18 protein-coding genes and 1 tRNA gene are annotated in these 17,969 nt (G+C 64.6%); 11 read left to right on the plus strand and 8 right to left on the minus strand.

The annotated features are described in order from the left end of the window. The first annotated feature begins 919 nt into the window (after positions 1-919). A complete protein-coding gene (locus I6F36_RS11400; protein ID WP_225171448.1) occupies positions 920-1,432 on the plus strand; it encodes a DUF4365 domain-containing protein in 513 nt (170 codons plus the stop codon). 1 nt (position 1,433) lies between these two features. Continuing rightward, positions 1,434-2,567, plus strand: coding sequence for a hypothetical protein (locus I6F36_RS11405; RefSeq protein ID WP_225171449.1), 1,134 nt, complete (start codon positions 1,434-1,436; stop codon positions 2,565-2,567). On the opposite strand, the gene I6F36_RS11410 is transcribed toward I6F36_RS11405, so the two are convergent. The 5 genes from I6F36_RS11410 to mnmA form a co-directional block, all read right to left on the minus strand. Further along, complete coding sequence (locus tag I6F36_RS11410) at positions 2,542-3,342, minus strand: hypothetical protein (protein ID WP_225171450.1); 801 nt, start codon at positions 3,340-3,342, stop codon at positions 2,542-2,544. The genes I6F36_RS11405 and I6F36_RS11410 overlap by 26 nt on opposite strands. A gap of 90 nt (positions 3,343-3,432) precedes the next feature. Continuing rightward, positions 3,433-3,509, minus strand: a tRNA-Met gene (locus I6F36_RS11415). 245 nt (positions 3,510-3,754) lie between these two features. After that, on the minus strand, positions 3,755-4,108 hold the full coding sequence (locus tag I6F36_RS11420) for a hypothetical protein (protein ID WP_057027990.1): 354 nt from the start codon (positions 4,106-4,108) through the stop codon (positions 3,755-3,757). A gap of 46 nt (positions 4,109-4,154) precedes the next feature. Next, the gene (locus tag I6F36_RS11425) at positions 4,155-4,793 is read right to left on the minus strand and encodes a class I SAM-dependent methyltransferase (RefSeq protein WP_225141269.1); all 639 of its coding nucleotides are present in this window, start codon (positions 4,791-4,793) and stop codon (positions 4,155-4,157) included. Between the two features lie 80 nt (positions 4,794-4,873). After that, complete coding sequence (gene mnmA / locus I6F36_RS11430; protein WP_225171451.1) at positions 4,874-6,055, minus strand: tRNA 2-thiouridine(34) synthase MnmA; 1,182 nt, start codon at positions 6,053-6,055, stop codon at positions 4,874-4,876. 372 nt (positions 6,056-6,427) lie between these two features. Between mnmA and I6F36_RS11435 the strand changes: the two genes are divergently transcribed. From I6F36_RS11435 to I6F36_RS11475, 9 genes are all read left to right on the plus strand, one after another. Further along, entirely contained in the window at positions 6,428-8,002 is a 1,575-nt protein-coding gene (locus I6F36_RS11435) for a flagellar hook-length control protein FliK (protein ID WP_346656649.1), read from the plus strand. Positions 8,003-8,015: 13 nt separating this feature from the next. Next, complete coding sequence (locus I6F36_RS11440; RefSeq protein WP_225146498.1) at positions 8,016-8,720, plus strand: flagellar hook assembly protein FlgD; 705 nt, start codon at positions 8,016-8,018, stop codon at positions 8,718-8,720. A 385-nt stretch (positions 8,721-9,105) separates the two neighbouring features. Continuing rightward, a complete protein-coding gene (locus I6F36_RS11445; RefSeq protein WP_002714638.1) occupies positions 9,106-9,381 on the plus strand; it encodes a DUF1153 domain-containing protein in 276 nt (91 codons plus the stop codon). 178 nt (positions 9,382-9,559) lie between these two features. Further along, positions 9,560-11,170, plus strand: coding sequence for a flagellar basal-body MS-ring/collar protein FliF (fliF, locus tag I6F36_RS11450; protein WP_225171453.1), 1,611 nt, complete (start codon positions 9,560-9,562; stop codon positions 11,168-11,170). A gap of 32 nt (positions 11,171-11,202) precedes the next feature. After that, complete coding sequence (fliG, locus tag I6F36_RS11455) at positions 11,203-12,300, plus strand: flagellar motor switch protein FliG (RefSeq protein WP_225139219.1); 1,098 nt, start codon at positions 11,203-11,205, stop codon at positions 12,298-12,300. Further along, positions 12,300-12,923 (plus strand): FliH/SctL family protein, encoded by a 624-nt coding sequence (locus I6F36_RS11460; protein ID WP_109142568.1) that lies wholly within the window; start codon positions 12,300-12,302, stop codon positions 12,921-12,923. Before fliG ends, I6F36_RS11460 begins: the two co-directional genes overlap by 1 nt. Positions 12,924-12,926: 3 nt before the next feature. Then, a complete protein-coding gene (gene fliN, locus I6F36_RS11465) occupies positions 12,927-13,277 on the plus strand; it encodes a flagellar motor switch protein FliN (RefSeq protein WP_035704875.1) in 351 nt (116 codons plus the stop codon). A gap of 51 nt (positions 13,278-13,328) precedes the next feature. Then, positions 13,329-14,714 (plus strand): sigma-54-dependent Fis family transcriptional regulator, encoded by a 1,386-nt coding sequence (locus I6F36_RS11470; RefSeq protein WP_035999037.1) that lies wholly within the window; start codon positions 13,329-13,331, stop codon positions 14,712-14,714. Positions 14,715-14,971: 257 nt separating this feature from the next. Further along, positions 14,972-16,120, plus strand: a complete 1,149-nt coding sequence (locus tag I6F36_RS11475) for a M20 family metallopeptidase (RefSeq protein WP_225114784.1) — start codon at positions 14,972-14,974, stop codon at positions 16,118-16,120. A 118-nt stretch (positions 16,121-16,238) separates the two neighbouring features. Here I6F36_RS11475 and I6F36_RS11480 read toward each other — a convergent pair whose 3' ends face one another. From I6F36_RS11480 to I6F36_RS11490, 3 genes are all read right to left on the minus strand, one after another. Then, the gene (locus I6F36_RS11480; RefSeq protein WP_225141261.1) at positions 16,239-16,394 is read right to left on the minus strand and encodes a hypothetical protein; all 156 of its coding nucleotides are present in this window, start codon (positions 16,392-16,394) and stop codon (positions 16,239-16,241) included. Positions 16,395-16,488: 94 nt separating this feature from the next. Continuing rightward, a complete protein-coding gene (locus tag I6F36_RS11485) occupies positions 16,489-17,070 on the minus strand; it encodes a flavin reductase family protein (protein WP_225146494.1) in 582 nt (193 codons plus the stop codon). A 33-nt stretch (positions 17,071-17,103) separates the two neighbouring features. After that, positions 17,104-17,952, minus strand: a complete 849-nt coding sequence (locus tag I6F36_RS11490) for an ATP-binding cassette domain-containing protein (RefSeq protein WP_036022154.1) — start codon at positions 17,950-17,952, stop codon at positions 17,104-17,106. Positions 17,953-17,969 lie beyond the last annotated feature (17 nt).

A 17,969-nucleotide genomic window follows, 5' to 3' on the forward strand; every position in this document is an offset into this window, starting at 1 on the left:
GGAAAGGCGGCCGTGCCTGTGATGGTGATCACAGAACCGTCGGTTGCCAAAGCTCGGAGCGGGGCATCAACATCACGCAGCTGCGGCGCCGCGCCGCGGTCACCCCAGCCACACGTGCCATTCGCCACTCAGCCTCGATTCCAAATGCCGGACGCAGCTCCGCATTCTCGCGGCGCATGTCTCCCGAGCTTTGCCTGGTCACTCCACCCTCTTGAGCCAAGAGGGCACAGGGAAGGCCGGGTGCTGACAACGCACCCGCGGTCCGCTGCGCAAAATGCACACGCAGAAAACCGCACAGCAGCATACAGGTGGTGCCGATCACTCGGCCTTCCCTGCGCGATGGTCGGACGGCTTATGCCGCGCTCTCCCGGGAGCCGAGTTCCTTCTGGCCTCCCTCGCCCTCACGGAATTCACCGGCCTCCGCGCCGGTTGACGCGAGATGCCGCCTCCGCAAGAGCTTGACCGTAGCAACGACGGCCAGGACCACACGGTTTTGCCGTACGCACGGCCCGCCATTTCGCCGCAGTTTTCCCTGACACCGTCGACAGCGCCGGAAACTTACAGACGAGACGAAACCTAGCAGCGCCGTTCGTCCGCGCGCGGCCGCGAGCTCACCGGGGACTACCCTCCCTGCCCGCACCATCTCGCGCCCAACGCTGCCGCGTCCACCGCAAGCCCGGCTCGCGATCAAGACGACGACGCGATCGCCCCTCAAGATGAGCCGGGATGGGCGACAGATACGATAATTCCGAATTTCGGTAAATAGGAATATTTTTGTGGGGAGGGGTTGACGGGGTGCGAAACACTCCAAGTCCGCGGCGCCGCGCTCCAACAAACCAACGACTTATTGACAACTCTAATCCAGATTTGCAATCAAAAGTGTTTCCGATCACCGCACAACAACTCGGACACGGTTGCCTTGATCACTTTGCAGCATACCGAAGAATGCCTGAGCCTTGCGTTCGTATATGCCTTAGCCGGTAGGGCGGGCGTGAGCTTGGCGGCGCAACGAGTCCACGACTACGGAATTGATGGTACTTTCCGTTCAGTGAAGATCATTGGCAAGCGGCGAGTCGAAACCGGATACGCTGTAGATTTCCAGATGAAAGCCACCACGACTTGGGAGCATAAGGGTTCTGACGTGGTGTACGATCTGGAGGTGAAAAACTACAACGATATGGTTCAACGCGACGGCGAAGCGACTCCGTGCATATTGATTTTGCTTTGCCTCCCCAGCGATCATCACGAGTGGATTGAAGCCGATGAAAATCGACTCGTTCTTCAGCGCTGTTGTTACTGGATGCAGTTAGAGGGCGATCCTTCATCAAATTCGTACACGCAGCGGATATTCATTCCGCGAAAGAATGCTCTTACTCCGCAGGCAATCGCTTCTATCATGGCTAACGAGCAGAAGCGACGGGTGGGTATCTGATATGGCGGATGCACGCACCAATCCTAGATCCGCTTCGATTGCCGCGATACGAAGATATCTACAATTGCGGGACTGGAAAGAGACCGCCACCAAGAACGATGCGATCACCCTTTTCTACTCGACGATCGAGGGAGAGCAATTGGAGATACCATTACCCACTCATCGGGATTTCGAAGGAGCGGAACGTCTAATTTCAGATGCTCTGCGCACCTTGAGCCAACTGGCTGACCGAGACGCAGCCGAATTGGCGGATGACATCAACGCTCTCGGCTTTGATCGAATTCGTTCAATAATCCCCGACGAGCAAGTACGGGCGGATTCGATAGATTTGAACGTCGCGACCAATTTCATTCTCAACGCTAGGCGGCTAGTCACGGCTACCGCGACAAATGAACTCGAACCATCCACATTCTATGGCCGCATCACTAAAGATGCCGTCGCTTACACGGATAGATGCAGGTTTGGCCACACATTCCGGGGCAGCTTCGGCTTTACGATTGAATCGCCTGTCATTCAGAATGATGAGCCGCCGTTGCCCGGGATGGCACAGACGCCGCCCTTCGAAAGGCGCGTGATACAGCGATTAGTTCGCGGTCTTCACGACGTGCAAAAGGCCGAAGCGTCCGAGAATCCTGGAATCATTGCGGAGAATTATGAGAGAGGCTTCAACGCGAACATGTGTGAAGCATTGGTGGATCTAATAAGTGGCACGAGCGACCGCTTGGCCATCCAAGTGGCATGGTCACCAGAGTGGCGTCCTTCGCCTGATGTCTCGTCAGCACCGGTCTTTCATATCAAGCCGGTTACAGTCGAGATTGTTAGAGACGCTGCGAGTTCGCTAAGGCGCGCGGAAACAGCTCAAGAACGCGAGATTCTGGGGAAGGTCATCCGCCTAAAATCAGAACACAACCCCGCAGACTTGCTCGACTTAACGAGTCCACGCGAGATAGTCATTCAATGGATGAGCGACGAGTTTGGACCGTTGAACGTGAGGGTCAATTTGTCACCGACCGATTACATAGCAGCGCTGGAGGCACACAGGACCGGCCATATGATTTCTGTCACTGGCATGCTTGAGCGCATCAACCGGACATGGATTCTGTCTTCCCCTAAGAATGTCCAGATTCAATTTTGAGCGATGACTTGGGTTGGACAGATAACCGCTTCTTGCGAGCTTCTGCTTCGAGCTTGTCGATAAGATCGACCAACTCGCTTCCCGTGTCGTTCATTAGCTTGACTCGTTGCATTGTTTTGTCCGAGTGCCAATCTTCGTCGTGCCAATACGGCTGACACCAGTCGGAGCCTGTGCGCGTCGTATATTTCGCCATCAGTTTCAATAGCTCGCGGTTCTTCGGAAAGAGCGCGTTCCAGATTGCCGCCAAATCCGGATCATCGAAGCCATACCGTGATCCAACCCAAACAGCGCTGATGTCATTGAGTACTGTGAAGTATCTGACCGGAAATCCGCCCCCGAAGTCGTGCGTCCGCAGGAAATACAACACGTCATCGTCGAAGAGGTCTTTGAACTTTGCGTAGAGTTCGACATCATGAGGATTTGGCGCTGCGGTCGAACGAATGTCGGGCAACCAACGATCGGTGATTAGTAGCACAACTGCGAGGGCAACAAAGCTAACGCTTACCCAATGCGGAGTATCCGGCACTGGCAAGTCAATGCCTGCAAGTTTGAATGCGCCCTGGATCAGCATCTGGGGCATGCTCGCTTCTAGCGCCACCGCTGCAAGGATCAGGTAAGCAGCATTCCGGGCCATCGCGCGGCCTTTGAAGCGATGCCACAGATCTATGGTTGCCTCTACGTTTGCTCGACTAAACCACGGGGGCATTTTCATTTCGGTACTCGGTTTATCGGGCCGAGGAAAGCGGCGGCGGTAATCGCGCGCGCCGACGAACATCGAAGCGCTTATAGCGAGATACAAAGGCTGCCTTGAGAAATTGATCGGCGTACCGAGGGCGTGCTCGTGCCGTTCTAGGGGGGAGTTTGTTGGTAGCGGGGGAGGGACTCGAACCCCCGACCCCAGGATTATGATTCCCGTGCTCTAACCAGCTGAGCTACCCCGCCACAGGGATCGCGGCGGCGATTTGAGGCCGATCTCGCGAACGCGCGGCATATAAGGAAGGGGGCGGGGGTAAGTCAATCCGCCTTCGCTAAAGCTTCGGCGCGACAAGTCCGCTTCGGCCCGATTTCTCACCAGAATTTGCGATTTTTTACGGCGCCGAACTCGCGGATGGTCCCCCTCACCCGGAATCCGCGCGTTGCGCGGATTCCGGCCTCTCCCCGGCGGGGAGAGGCGAAGGGAAGCGCCCTTATTTCGGCCTCACATTGGGGTCGCCGCCGGGGCTGCCGGGGGGCGGGATCACCGGGGTGTTGCTGTCGGTGCTGGGCGCGGGGGCGTGCATGTCGGGATCGACGCCCGCGGGCGGGCAGAGCACGCCGTCCGTCTTGGCCAGCTTGTCGCCGAGCGGTTCCCGGGACTGGCCGGTGGTGGTGCCTTCCGGGGTGGTCGCCAGCCGATCGGATGGGGCACAGCCGGCTGCGCGTTGCGGGGATGGCGGCGCGGTCGCTTGCGGCGGCGTCGCCGGGGCGGGTGGGGCCTGCGCGATCGCTGGTGCAGAGGCGGCGATCAGGAGGCCCGCAAGAATGAGGTTTGTCGTGCGCATTGGAAGGAAACGCGCGCGCGAGGCCCCCTGTTCCCGCAGGTGGCAATCACGATTTGCGGTAGCGGATCAGCGAGAAATGGCCCATCGGCGGCATGGGACGGCGCTCGGTGAGCGCGACGCCGCCGTGCCGTGCGGCCCAGCCCTCGAGGCGGGCCCACGGGAATTCCGGGCGCCAGCCGAGACGGCGGGCGATGGGCGCGAAAGCGAGCTCGAACAGCTTGCGAGGGCCGCTCTCCGCACCGATGTGGTTGACGAGGATCAGCTCGCCGCCTGACTTGAGCACGCGCATGAACTCGTCGAGCGTGCCTTCGGGATCGGGCACGGCGGTGATGACATATTGCGCCACCACCGCGTCGAAGAAATCATCGGGGAAGGCGAGGTTCTTCGCATCCATCACCGAGAGCACTTCGACGTTGGAGAGGCGGAGCGCGCGCACGCGCGCCTGCGCCTTGCGCAGCATCGGCTCGGAGATGTCGACGCCGCAGACCTTGGTGGTGCGCGCGTATTCGGAGAGCGAAAGACCGGTGCCGACGCCGACGTCGAGGACGCGGCCGCCGATGCGGTCGGCCTCGGCGATGGTCGACTGCCGGCCGGCGTCGAACACCTTGCCGAATACGAGATCATAGACCGGCGCCCAGCGGCCATAGGCCTTCTCGACCCCGGCCCGCGAGATGTCTGCTGCCATGCCCCCTGCCCTTACTTCACCTCTCCCCAACAGGAGAGGTGAACCCAGCCCAATGAGTTGTGCTTGATGTCGTCATTCCCTCAGCCGCGCACGGCTTCCGCGAGCGGGCGCGATGTGCCCGTGCTGGCCTTGGCCGCGGCGCTCTGGATGAAGCCGCCGCCGAGCACGCGGGCCTGGCCGCCGGCTGCGTCGTAGAACACGCAGGCTTGTCCCGGCGAGACGCCCTCCTCGCCGGCGACGAGCTCGACCTCGTAACGGCCATTGCTGCCGCGCAGCCAGGCCGGCTGCGGGCTGCGGGTGGAGCGCACGCGCACGAACATCTCAAGGCCGCTTCCGATGGCGCGGTCGATGTTGCCGTCGCCGATCCAGTTGACGTCGCGAAGTGCGATGCGGTGCATCTTCAGCGCATCGCGCGGGCCGACAACGACGCGGCGGGTCGCCGCGTCCAGCCGCACCACGAACAGCGGCGCATGGGCTGCGATGCCGAGGCCGCGGCGCTGGCCGACGGTGAAGTTGGCGATGCCGTTGTGCCGGCCGAGCACGCGGCCCTCGAGATCGACGATGTCGCCGGGGTCCATCGCATTGGGGCGCAGGCGCGTGATGATGTCGGTGTAGCGGCCGGTCGGCACGAAGCAGATGTCCTGGCTGTCGTGCTTGTCGGCGACCGCAAGCCCAAAGCGACGCGCGAGCTCGCGCGTCTCGGGCTTGGTCATGTCGCCGAGCGGAAAGCGCAGGAAGTCGAGCTGTTCCTGCGTGGTCGCGAACAGGAAATAGCTCTGGTCGCGATCGGCGTCGGCGGCGCAGACCAGCGCGCGCGAGCCGTCGCTCCGGCGGCGCGAGGCGACGTAGTGGCCGGTGGCGAGCGCCTGGGCGCCGAGCTCGCGGGCGGTCTTCAAGAGGTCGCGGAATTTGACGCTGCGGTTGCACTCGATGCAGGGCACCGGCGTCTCGCCGAGCGCGTAAGAGTCGGCAAAGTTGTCGATGACGGACTCGCGAAAGCGGTCCTCGTAGTCGAGCACGTAATGGGGAATGCCGAGCTTGGCCGCGACGTCGCGGGCGTCGTGGATGTCCTGGCCGGCGCAGCAGGCGCCCTTGCGGTGGGTGGCCGCGCCATGGTCGTAGAGCTGCAGCGTGATGCCGACGACGTCGTAGCCCTCAGCCTTCAAGAGCGCAGCCGTCGTCGAGGAATCGACGCCGCCCGACATGGCAACGACGACCCTGGTGTCCTCGGGACGGCCTTCGAGATCCAGACTGTTGAGCATGGGCCCTGGAGCGTTGTGACGGCGGCGACGCGCGATCCGCGATTTGCTTTCTCGGGGGGACGGCGGCGATCCCCCGGAACCTTTGTTCCCGAAGAGCACGACTGCCCAAGTCGAAAGCGGCTGAGAGTAACCTCTTTAATATAGGGGGCATTCCGGTGAAGCAATCACGCGAGCCCCCGCTTAGGGCAATTCTTGCCGGGGCGGCAGAAATGACGGGGTCGCAGCCGGCTGGCCGGCGATGGACCCACATCATCAAGGCTTTGATTATATTGATGAAATCGACGCCTTAGGTGGCTGGCCCGCTCCTTGCTCCCGTCTTGATGCGAAGTTGCTTGCAAGGGGTTGCCTGTGGTCGGTCGGATGTCAGATGTCGTGGCAAGCGTGCAAATCCAGAGCGCGCAGCAGAAGCCTGCCCGGTCGCAAGCTCCGAAGGACACGCCCGCGAGCGAGGCTTTCGGCTCGCTGGTCGACAGCAACACGCAGGCGATCGGCAACAACGCGCCGGCGCAGGACACCGCACCGCGCCGGAACGAGCAGACCTCGTCCTCCCCGGCGGCCGAGCGGCCGTCGCGCGACACCTCGTCCACGGACCAGGCTTCGCAGAGCAAGGCGAGCGACGACACCGCCCCGTCTGCGCCGGCGGAGAATGACAGCGAGGCGCCCAGCGATCCGGCCAAGGACGCCGGCAAGGTCAAGGACAAGTCCGAGACGGCGGAGGCCAAATCGGCGGACAAATCCGACGAGCCCGAGAGCGACGCGACTGATGGCACCGAGGTCCTCACCGCCGCCGTCGAGGCGGCTGCCGCCGCGCCGTCCGCGACGACGCAGACCGCCCTGCCCGATCTTGGAATCATCGTTGCCGCGCCGGTCGTCCCGGTCGACCCGAATGCAACTGCGAACCAGGCTGGCGATGCCGCCGCCGCGCCGCTCGCGATCGCCGCGGCAGGTCTTGCCGCCAGCGCCTCCATCGCGGCCCAGATCGCCGGCGCCAAGACCGATACCGCCACGGCGAGCGCCAAGGCCGCAGGCGCCGAGGTCGATGCCGAGACCACGACGACGCTCGGCGAGGCCGCCGCCGGCACGACCGAGACCGCCTCGACCGATGCAAAAGCTGGTGGCGGGCTGATCGCCGCGGTCAGCCAGGGCACGCCCAAGACCGCGTTCAAAGAGGCCGCCACGGCGCAAGCCCAGACCGACATCTCCAATATCGGCCAGGACACCGGCAAGGCGAACGTCGCTGCGCAGGCACCGGCCGCCAACGCCGCCCATGCGCAAGGCTTGAAGCCGCAGGCCGATCACGTCGCGACCGACGCCAAGGCGGGTCCCGCCGACCGCGCCGCCGATCAGGCCCAGGGCACGTCGGCCGCGCCGGCGCATGCCGGCCCGCAAGCCACGATCGCTCCGACGGATACCAGCGCGCAGGCCGCTTCTACCGTGCAGGCGCCGCTGACCAATACGACCTCGGCCGCAACAGCATCAACCGCGACGCTCACCGCGACCGCGGCGACCCACACTACGGCGGTGCCGATCAGCGGCATCCCGATCGAGATCGCAGCCGCCATTCGCACCGGCAAGTCGCGGTTCGACATCAGCCTCGATCCGGCCGAGCTCGGCAAGATCGACGTCCGCATCAATATCGACCGCGCCGGCAACGTCACCTCGCATCTCACCGTGGAGAAGCCGGAGACGCTGCAGATGCTGCGTCAGGACGCGCCGCAATTGCAGCGCGCGCTCGACGATGCCGGCTTCAAGACCGGCAGCAACGGCCTGTCCTTCAGCCTGCGCGACCAGAATTCATCGGGCCAGCACTCAGGCCAGAACAACGACAATGGCGGCAATGCCCGCCGCCTGATCATCAGCGAGGACGACAGCGTTTCCACGGCGCCCATCGGGCGCGGCTATGGCCGCATGCTCGGATCGAGCAGCGGCGTCGACATCAGAGTGTGAGGAGTATCTGGCAATGACCACCACGAATGCCGCCACTTCGCCCCCGGTCGTCTCCGGGACGACCGATCTGCCGAAATCCTCGTCGAATTCGTCGATGAGCTCGACCACGGGGTCGACGCTCGCCGGCAATTTCCAGACCTTCCTGACCCTGCTGACGACGCAGCTGCAGAACCAGAACCCGCTCGATCCTCTCGACACCAACCAGTTCACCCAGCAACTGGTGCAGTTCGCCGGCGTCGAGCAGCAGCTCAAGACCAACGAATCGCTGGCTCAGCTCGTCACCCTGCAGCAGACCACGCAGGCGACCCAAGCGCTGGGCTTCGTCGGCAAGACCGCGCTGGTCGACGGCTCGACCGCGACGATGACCAACTCGACGGCTGTCTGGCATCTCAACGTGCCGACCGACTCCACCGTCGAGATCTCCATCGCCAATTCGAGCGGCCAGACCGTGTTCAACGGTAAATATACCGCGGCCGCCGGCAACGACATTCCCTTCACCTGGAACGGGATGGGCAATGACGGCACGCAATGGCCCGACGGCAAGTACACGATCTCGGCCACGGGCAAGGACGTCGCGAACAACAATGTCGGCATCGCCGCGCAGGTGCAGGGCCTGGTGTCGTCGGTCGATCTGACCCAGTCGCCGCCGCTGCTCACCATCGACGGCGCCAGCTACACGCTGAGCCAGGTCAAGAGCATCATTGCGACGAGCAATTGAGGGCGGGCAAGCGAACCACATACGAGATGTCATCCCCGCGAAGGCGGGGATCCATAACCCCAGGAAGTCGTTTTCGCATTAGGTCGTAACCCCGAGTCGTCGTCAAACTGCTCCCTGGGGTTATGGGTCCCGGGCTCGCGCTACGCGCGCCCCGGGATGACAAGAGAGGGCCTCCGCGGCACCTCGGCAGACCCTCTTTGTTAGTAAAGTATTTACCTTCTGCCCCGCTCAGCCGGCCGAGATTGCATCTCCCGCCCGCCGAGTCGGCCGCGTTCCCGCAAGATTCAACGAGAATTGTATTGAACCCTTAGGCTTAGCGGATTTTTAAGCCGCGGGGGTTACGGTTACGGCGTGAGTTCAGTGGTTGAGAGTTTGTGAGTACGCCATGACAGAACCCCATCGCCCGAGGGTAAAATACGTCATCGGGCCGGACGGCAGTCCGTTGACGATCGCGGATCTGCCTGCACCCGGCACCAAACGCTGGGTCATCCGCCGCAAGGCCGAAGTCGTCGCCGCTGTCCGTGGCGGACTTCTCTCCCTCGAGGAGGCCTGCAGCCGTTATACCCTGACGGTCGACGAATTCCTCTCCTGGCAGTTTTCCATCGACCAGCACGGTCTGGCGGGTCTTCGCACCACCCGCATCCAGCAATATCGCCAGTAGGCGATCCGGAATTCTGCGGTCTTTGACGAAAATCGGCCTCGCTTCGCGAGGCCGATTTTTTTCATGATGCACTTTTGTCCGACCTCTTAACCTTCGTTAACCATATCGAAACCATCACCTAGGCAATAATTGCCCAGTCGACCGCTCGGTTGCGGGTCGGATTGGTCGGGGCGGTTGCTTGCAAGGTCTTGCGGACTTCTTAAAAAGTATCGGTGCCGCCCGGTTCGGGGCGATGATCGCGGTCACCGCCGCGCTCATCGGCTTCTTTGCCTTCGTCATCATGCGTGTCACCACGCCGCAGATGACGACGCTGTTCACGGACCTGTCAGTCGAAGACTCCTCCAGCATCATCAAGGACCTGGAACGCCAGGGCATCCAGTTCGAGATCCGCAATGAGGGCTCCATCATCATGGTGCCCAAGGACAAGGTCACCCGGCTGCGGATGAAGCTCGCCGAGGGCGGCCTGCCCAAGGGCGGCGGCGTCGGCTACGAGGTGTTCGACAAGTCGGACGCGCTCGGCACCACCTCCTTCGTCCAGAACATCAATCATCTGCGCGCGCTCGAGGGCGAGCTCGCCCGCACCATCCGGGCCATCGACCGCATCCAGGCCGCCCGCGTCCATCTGGTGCTGCCCGAGCGGCCGCTGTTCGCCCGCGAGGCGCCGGAGCCGTCGGCCTCGATCGTGGTGCGCGTCCGCGGCGCGCTGGAAGCCCAGCAGATCCGCGCCATCCGCCACCTCGTCGCCTCCGCCGTCAACGGCCTGAAGCCGCAGCGGGTCTCGATCGTCGACGAGGCCGGTCAGCTGCTCGCCGACGGAGCTCAGACCGATCCGGAACAGGCGGTCGGCGAGGAGCGCCGCATCGCCTTCGAGAAGCGGATGCGCAAGCAGGTCGAGGACATCGTCTCCTCCGTGGTCGGCTCGGGCCGCGCCCGCGTGCAGCTCTCCGCCGATTTCGACTTCAACAAGGTCACCCAGACCTCGGACAAGTTCGATCCCGAGGGCCGCGTGCTGCGCTCCAGCCAGACCCGCGAAGAGCAGAGCATGACCGCCGACAACAACGGCCAGGTCACCGTCAACAACGAGCTGCCCGGCAACCAGCAGAACAACGGCGTCGCGCCCAAGGACCAGAGCAAGAAGACCGAGGAGACCAACAATTACGAGATCTCCCGCACCACCAAGACCGAGGTGACCGAGGCCGGCCGGGTCAACCGCATCTCGGTCGCGGTGCTGGTCGACGGCATCTACAGCAAGAACGACAAGGGCGAGCTGGCCTACCAGGACCGCACCAAGGAGCAGCTCGACCGCATCGCCACGCTGGTGCGCTCGGCAATCGGCTTCGACCAGAAGCGCGGCGACCAGGTCGAGGTCGTCAATCTGCGCTTCGCCGACGCCCCCTCCTCGGCCCCGATCGGCGAGCCCAGCGGCTTCCTCGGCATGCTGCAGTTCACCAAGGACGACGTCATGTACTTCGTCGAGCTCGGCGTGATGATGCTGCTCGGCCTCGTCGTGCTGTTCCTGGTGATCCGCCCGCTGGTCAAGCGCATTCTCGCCTCCGACGAGGTCGCCGCCGCCATCTCCGGCGTGCTGACGGGCCCAGCCGCCTCGGAAGAGGCCGCGCCGGCCGGCCAGCCGCTGCTGCCGAGCGGCGGCACCAGCGCCATCGACGTCGCCACCATTCAGGGCCAGGTCCACGCCCAGTCCGTTCACCGCGTCGGCGAGCTCGCCGAACGCAATCCCAACGAAACCGTCGCAATCATCCGCCAGTGGCTGACTGAGCCGACGAAATAACCGAAGCCAAGTGCATCAAGAAGTGATCTGACATGGCCGCCACCTTGCAAAACGCCAACTCGAACGACATCACCAGCGTGATCTCCACGCTGGGTCAGCGCGCCGGCAATCGCGCCGCCGACGGCAAGGGCCTCGAGCAGCTGCCCGGGCCGAAGCGTGCCGCGATCCTGATGCTGGCGCTCGGCGAGCAATATGGCGGCAAGATCTGGGGCCTGCTCGACGACGACGAGGTGCGCCAGCTCTCGCTGGAGATGTCGACGCTCGGCACCGTCGAAGTCGACACCGTCGAGGACATGCTGCTCGAATTCGTCTCGCGCATGTCGGCCTCGGGCGCGCTGATGGGCAATTTCGACGCCACCGAGCGGCTGCTCCAGCAATACCTGCCGCCGGAACGCGTCAACGGCATCATGGACGAGATCCGCGGTCCCGCCGGGCGCAACATGTGGGAGAAGCTCTCCAACGTGCAGGAAGAGGTGCTCGCCAACTACCTCAAGAACGAATACCCGCAGACCATCGCCGTGGTGCTGTCGAAGCTGAAGCCGGAGCACGCCGCGCGCGTGCTCGGCATCCTGCCCGAGGAGCTCGCGCTCGACGTCGTCAACCGCATGCTGAAGATGGAGGCGGTGCAGAAGGAGGTGATCGAGAGTGTCGAGAAGACGCTGCGCACCGAATTCATGTCCAACCTGTCGCAGACCCGCCGCCGCGACGCCCACGAGGTCATGGCGGAAATCTTCAACAATTTCGACCGCCAGACCGAAACCCGCTTCATCACCTCTCTGGAAGAGGACAACCGCGAATCCGCCGAGCGCATCAAGGCGCTGATGTTCACCTTCGACGACCTGGTGAAGCTCGATTCCGGCTCCGCCCAGACCTTGATGCGCAACGTCGACAAGGACAAGCTCGGCGTCGCGCTCAAGAGCGCCAACGAGGACGTCCGCAACTTCTTCTTCGGCAACATGTCCTCGCGCGCGGCCAAGATGCTCCAGGACGACATGGCGGCGATGGGCCCCGTGCGCCTGCGCGACGTCGACGAAGCCCAGGCGCTGCTGGTCAATCTCGCCAAGGACCTCGCCGCCAAGGGTGAGATCATGCTGACCAAGAACCGCGCCGACGACGAGCTGGTGTACTGATGGCCGCTCCGGCAAAATTCCTGTTCGATACCGACTTCGCGGCGCCCGAGCGCGCGACGCGCGAGAAGGCCGCGACCGCGGCAGAGATCGCGCAGAAGGTCGCGGAAGCCGAGGCGCGCGCCTATCAGGACGGCTTTGCCGCCGGCCAACGCGAGGCCAAGGCCGAGAGCGACCGCCGCGTCGCGCTCGCGATGGAGGAGATCAACATCGCCATCCGCGGCGTCGCCGCCGGCATCGGCAACATCGAGACCAGGATGGAGACCGAGGCGGTCGAGGTCGCAATCGCGGTGGCTCGCAAGTTGTGTGCCGACCTCGTCGCCGCCGAGCCGCTCGGCGAGGTCATCGCGCTGGTCAAGGACTGCTTCTCGCATCTGGTCGCGACGCCGCATCTCGTCGTCCGCATCAACGATTCGCTCTACGACAGCGCGCGCGAGAAGATCGAGCGGCTCGCCAAGCAGAGCGGCTTCGAGGGCCGGCTGGTGATCCTGGCCGAGCCGGAAATTGCTACCGGCGACTGCCGGATCGAATGGGCCGATGGCGGCGTCGTGCTGGAGCGCGGCGCCATCGCGGCCAAGATCGACGAAATGGTCGGACGCTATATCGCGTCCCGCAGGGGGAGCTAAACCATGAGCGACACCGACGGACAGGTCCCGCTGCCCGATCTCAACGGCCCGATGCCGCCTGCCGGCACCGACGTCGGCTACAACGAGGACGAATATGCGGCGCGTGCCGCCGCCGACCTCGAGGCGGTGTTCGACGTGCCGGTGCAGGTCTCGGCCGTGCTGGGCCGCTCCAAGATGGACGTCGGCGAGCTCCTGAAGCTCGGACCGGGCACCGTGCTCGAGCTCGACCGGCGCGTCGGCGAGGCCATCGACATCTACGTCAACAACAAGCTGGTCGCCCGCGGCGAGGTCGTCCTGGTCGAGGACAAGCTCGGCGTGACGATGACGGAAATCATCAAGGCCGAACGCGGCTGACACGCAAGGACATGACGCGCGACGGCGCGAGCAGACGGACAGGAGACTGACATGCGGCTTCTCATCGTTGGCACATTGAAGGGCCAGCTCACCACCGCCACCAAGATCGCGATGGAGAACGGCGCCACCGTGACCCATGCCGAGGATCACGAGCAGGCGATGCGCGTGCTGCGCGGGGGCAAGGGCGCCGACCTCCTGCTGGTCGACGTCGCGCTCGACATCCGCGACCTCGTGCTGCGGCTGGAAGCCGAGCACATCCACGCCCCGATCGTCGCCTGCGGCATCACCAACGACGCCCGCGCCGCGGTCGCTGCGATCCATGCCGGGGCCAAGGAATACATCCCGCTGCCGCCAGATCCGGAGCTGATCGCCGCGGTGCTGGCTGCCGTCGCCAACGATTCCCGCGAGCTGGTCTACCGTGACGATGCGATGGCAAAGGTGATCAAGCTCGCCCAGCAGATCGCCGGCTCGGACGCCTCGGTGATGATCACCGGCGAATCCGGCACGGGCAAGGAAGTGCTGGCCCGCTACGTTCACTCCCGTTCGGCCCGGGCCAAGCGTCCGTTCATCTCGATCAACTGCGCCGCCATCCCGGAGCACCTGCTGGAATCCGAGCTGTTCGGCCACGAGAAGGGCGCCTTCACCGGCGCGGTCGCCCGCCGCATCGGCAAGTTCGAGGAGGCGACCGGCGGCACGCTGCTGCTCGACGAAATCTCGGAGATGGACGTTCGCCTGCAATCGAAACTGCTGCGCGCCATCCAGGAGCGTGTGATCGACCGCGTCGGCGGCACCAAGCCGGTTCCGGTCGACATCCGCATCATCGCGACCTCGAACCGCAATCTCGCCGAGGCCGTGCGAGAGGGCACGTTCCGCGAGGACTTGCTGTTCCGCCTCAACGTCGTGAATTTGAAGATCCCGCCGCTGCGCGAGCGTCCCGCCGACATCCTCGAGCTCGCCCAGCACTTCGTGAAGAAATATGCCGACGCCAACGGCGTGCCGCTGCGTCCGCTCTCGGCCGAGGCGCGGCGCGTGCTCTCCGCCAACCGCTGGCAGGGCAACGTCCGCGAGCTCGAAAACACCATGCACCGCGCGGTGCTGATGGCCCAGGGCGACGAGATCGGGCCCGACGCCATCATCACCCCGGACGGCGACCGCCTCGACCTCGCCAAGACCGCCCCGGCCGTGGCGCATGCCACTATGGCCGCCGAGCAGGTGACGCGCGCGCTGGTGGGGCGCACCGTGGCCGACGTCGAACGCGACCTGATCCTGGAGACGCTGAAGCACTGCCTCGGCAACCGCACCCATGCCGCCAACATCCTCGGCATCTCGATCCGCACGCTGCGCAACAAGCTCAACGAATATGCCGACGGCGGCATCCCGATCCCGCCCGCAGGCACGCCCGGGGAATATCCGCGGATGCCGATGATGGGGGCGTAGACGCCCGCGACCATCGAGCGGACGCGAATGCCCGGGCCAAGTCGGGGCATTTTTCGTTTGGCGCAGGCCGCCACCCCGTCATTGCGAGCGCAGCGAAGCAATCCAGAATCCCTCGGCGGCGACAGACCGGATTGCTTCGCTGCGCTCGCAATGACGAACCTCAAGAGCATCCTTCGCATGACCGAACCGCGCCACGTGACTATGCCATCCGCGCGGCACGCCCTATAACCCCGCCCGAAAACCACGCGAGGGACCACATGTCTGAAGCTCAAATCACGGATTGGCTGGCGTCGCAGAAGCAGGCGATGATCGACCTGCTCCGCGACGTCGTGAACATCGATTCCGGCTCCTACGACAAGGAAGGCGTCGATGCGGTCGGTGCGCGGTTCGAGCGGTACTTTGCCGAGCATGGCATTCCGTTCCGGCGCGAAAGCCACGGCACGTTCGGCGACGCGATCCATGCCGAGGTGGCAAAGCCCGGCAGCAACGAGAAGCCGGTGCTGTTGATGGGACACCGCGACACGGTGTTCGGCAAGGGCGAGGCTGCGCGGCGGCCGTTCACGATCCGGGATGGCCGCGCCTATGGACCCGGTGTCGCCGACATGAAGTCCGGCCTCGTCATGAACGTGTTCGTGGCCGCCGCCTTCCACAAGTTCGGCGGCGCACCGCACCCGATTAAGGTGCTCATCACCTCCGACGAGGAGATCGGCTCGCCCTCCTCGCGCCCGGTGATCGAGCGCGAGGGACGCGCGGCCCGCGCGGTGTTCAATTCCGAGCCGGGCCGGCCCACGGGCAACGTCGTCACCGGGCGCAAGGGCGGCATCTTCATGCACATGGCCATCACCGGCAAGGCCGCGCATTCCGGCGCCAACTTCGCCGCCGGCGTCAGCGCCATTGGCGAGCTCGCGCACAAGATCGTCCAAATCCACGCGCTCACTGATCTCGACAAGGGCATCACGCTCAATGTCGGCCTCGTGTCGGGCGGGCAGTCCGTCAACACGACCGCGCCTTACGCGGAAGGGCAGATCGACCTGCGCTATGTCGATCCGGCCGATCGCGCGCGGATCATGGGTGCGATCGAAAAGATCGTCGCGACCTCCTACGTGCCGGGCACCAGCGCGACGCTGTCGATCAAGGGCGAGTTCGTGCCGGTGGTGCAGAGCGCGGGCTCGAAGGCGCTGTTCGAAAACTATCAGGCGGCCGCAAGGCAGGTGGGCCTCACCACGCTGCAGGGCGAGTTCTCCGGCGGCTGCGCCGATTCCGGCTTCACCGCCGCGGTCGGCACGCCGACCATTTGCGGTCTCGGTCCGGTCGGCGGGCTCGCGCACACGCCGGAGGAATATTTGGAGATCGACAGCATCGTGCCGCGCGCGCAGGCGCTGGCGCTGGCGATTCTGCGGGGGTGAACACAGGTGCCGTAGGGTGGGCAAAGCGAAGCGTGCCCACCGTTCCGTTGCTGCCTTGGAGAGATGGTGGGCACGGCGCAAGGGCGCCTTTTGCCCACCCTACGAGACCGACCAAGTTCTACGAATAGCTCGGCGCATCCGGCTTGCGGAAGATGTGGATGGGATCGCCCGGCACGATCGGAGAGCCAGAGAACATCGCGTAGGCGTAGAGCGCGAGATAGGCGATCGCGAGCGCACCGACGGTGTAGAAGATCAAGGTTGCCACGCGCTTCATCGTTCCGCTCCATGCGTCCGGCGGGACAGCTCAGGGCGCTTCTAGAGCGATGAGGCGGAAAAGGCCAGCCTTGCGCGAGGCTCGCCGACGGCGATCAAATGCCGCGCCGGCCGCGCGCGGGAAGGCTGACATCGGCGAGCCGGGCCGCGTCTTCGTCCTGGTCGACCGCCACGTACTGGCCATGCCAATAGGCCAGCGCGGCGGTGCGGGTCGAGCTCCTGATGTCCCGGACACGGCCGATGACGATGCCGTGCGAGTGGCGCTCGACGATCTCCTCGACTTCGCAATCGAAGGCCGAGAGCGCGCCGACCAGCAGCGGGACACCAGAGACTGCCGTCACCCACTGGCTGCCTGCAAAGCGATCCGCACCCTTCAGCCCGCCCTTGCCGGCAAAGCGTTCGGCAATGTCGAGTTGGTCAGCATTGAGGATATTCACGCCGAAGGCGCCGTGGCGGCGGATCAGCGGAAAAGACGAGGCGTCGCGGTTGATGCTGACCAGCAGCGTCGGCGGCTCGACCGACAGCGAGGTGACCGAGGTCACCGTCATGCCGGAGATGTCCTTGCCCCGCCCGGCCGTGATGACGCTGACGCCGCCGGTGAGGTGGCGCATGGCGCCGCGGAAATCGGCGGACGAGACGGGAATTTCGGTCATGAGCTCGCGGGGCACTACATTCATGGCGCTACTCCCCGCAAGCGGGGTTCCCTCTATTTAGGTACGATCGTCCGCCGACAACAGGTGGCTCAGGATCGAGCCTTCGAGCCCGGCAAGCTCGGCCGAGCCGCGCTGGCGCGGCCGGGCGGCGTTAACCGTGACGTCATGGGCGATGCGGCCCTCCTCGATGACGAGCACGCGGTCGGCCAGCGCCACGGCTTCCGAGACATCGTGGGTCACCAGGATCGCGGTAAAGCCCTGATCGCGCCAGACCCGCTCGAGGAGCCGCTGCATCGAGATGCGGGTCAACGCGTCCAGCGCGCCGAGCGGCTCGTCGAAGGCGAGCACGCGCGGGCGCGAGACCAGCGCGCGGCCGAGCGCGACGCGCTGCTTCTGGCCGCCCGAGAGCACCGAAGGCCATTGGTCGCGCTTGTCAGCGAGGCCGACCTCGATCAGTGCCTTCTCGGCGCGGGCATGCGCATCGCTCGAGGCACGATCGCGGCCGAGGCCGACCTCGACATTGGCGAGCACGCGGGCCCAGGGCAGCAGCCGCGGCTCCTGGAACATCACGCGGATGTCCTCGGGCTGGATCTCCTGACCGAAGCTGATGCTGCCCGCATCGATCTTGTCGAGGCCGGCGATCAGGCGCAGCAGGGTGCTCTTGCCGCAGCCGCTCTTGCCGACGATCGCGACGAACTGGCCGGCGGGAATGTGCAGGTCGATGCCGCGCAGCACCTCGTTGTCACCGAAGGATTTGCGCAAGCCGCGGATGCTGAGCGGCAGGCCGCTGGCCTGAACTCGGTGTTCTTCTTGCCGCTCCTCGCGCACCACGCGGGCGTGAGGGGCGAAAGTGGCGCGGCCGGCGAGCTCGGTCTCGGGAAGAGAGGTACGAAGCGCTGTCTGCATGTGATTCCCAGTATTTT

Source organism: Bradyrhizobium sp. BRP19 (assembly GCF_020194195.1).
GTDB classification, from domain to species: Bacteria; Pseudomonadota; Alphaproteobacteria; order Rhizobiales; family Xanthobacteraceae; genus Bradyrhizobium; species Bradyrhizobium yuanmingense.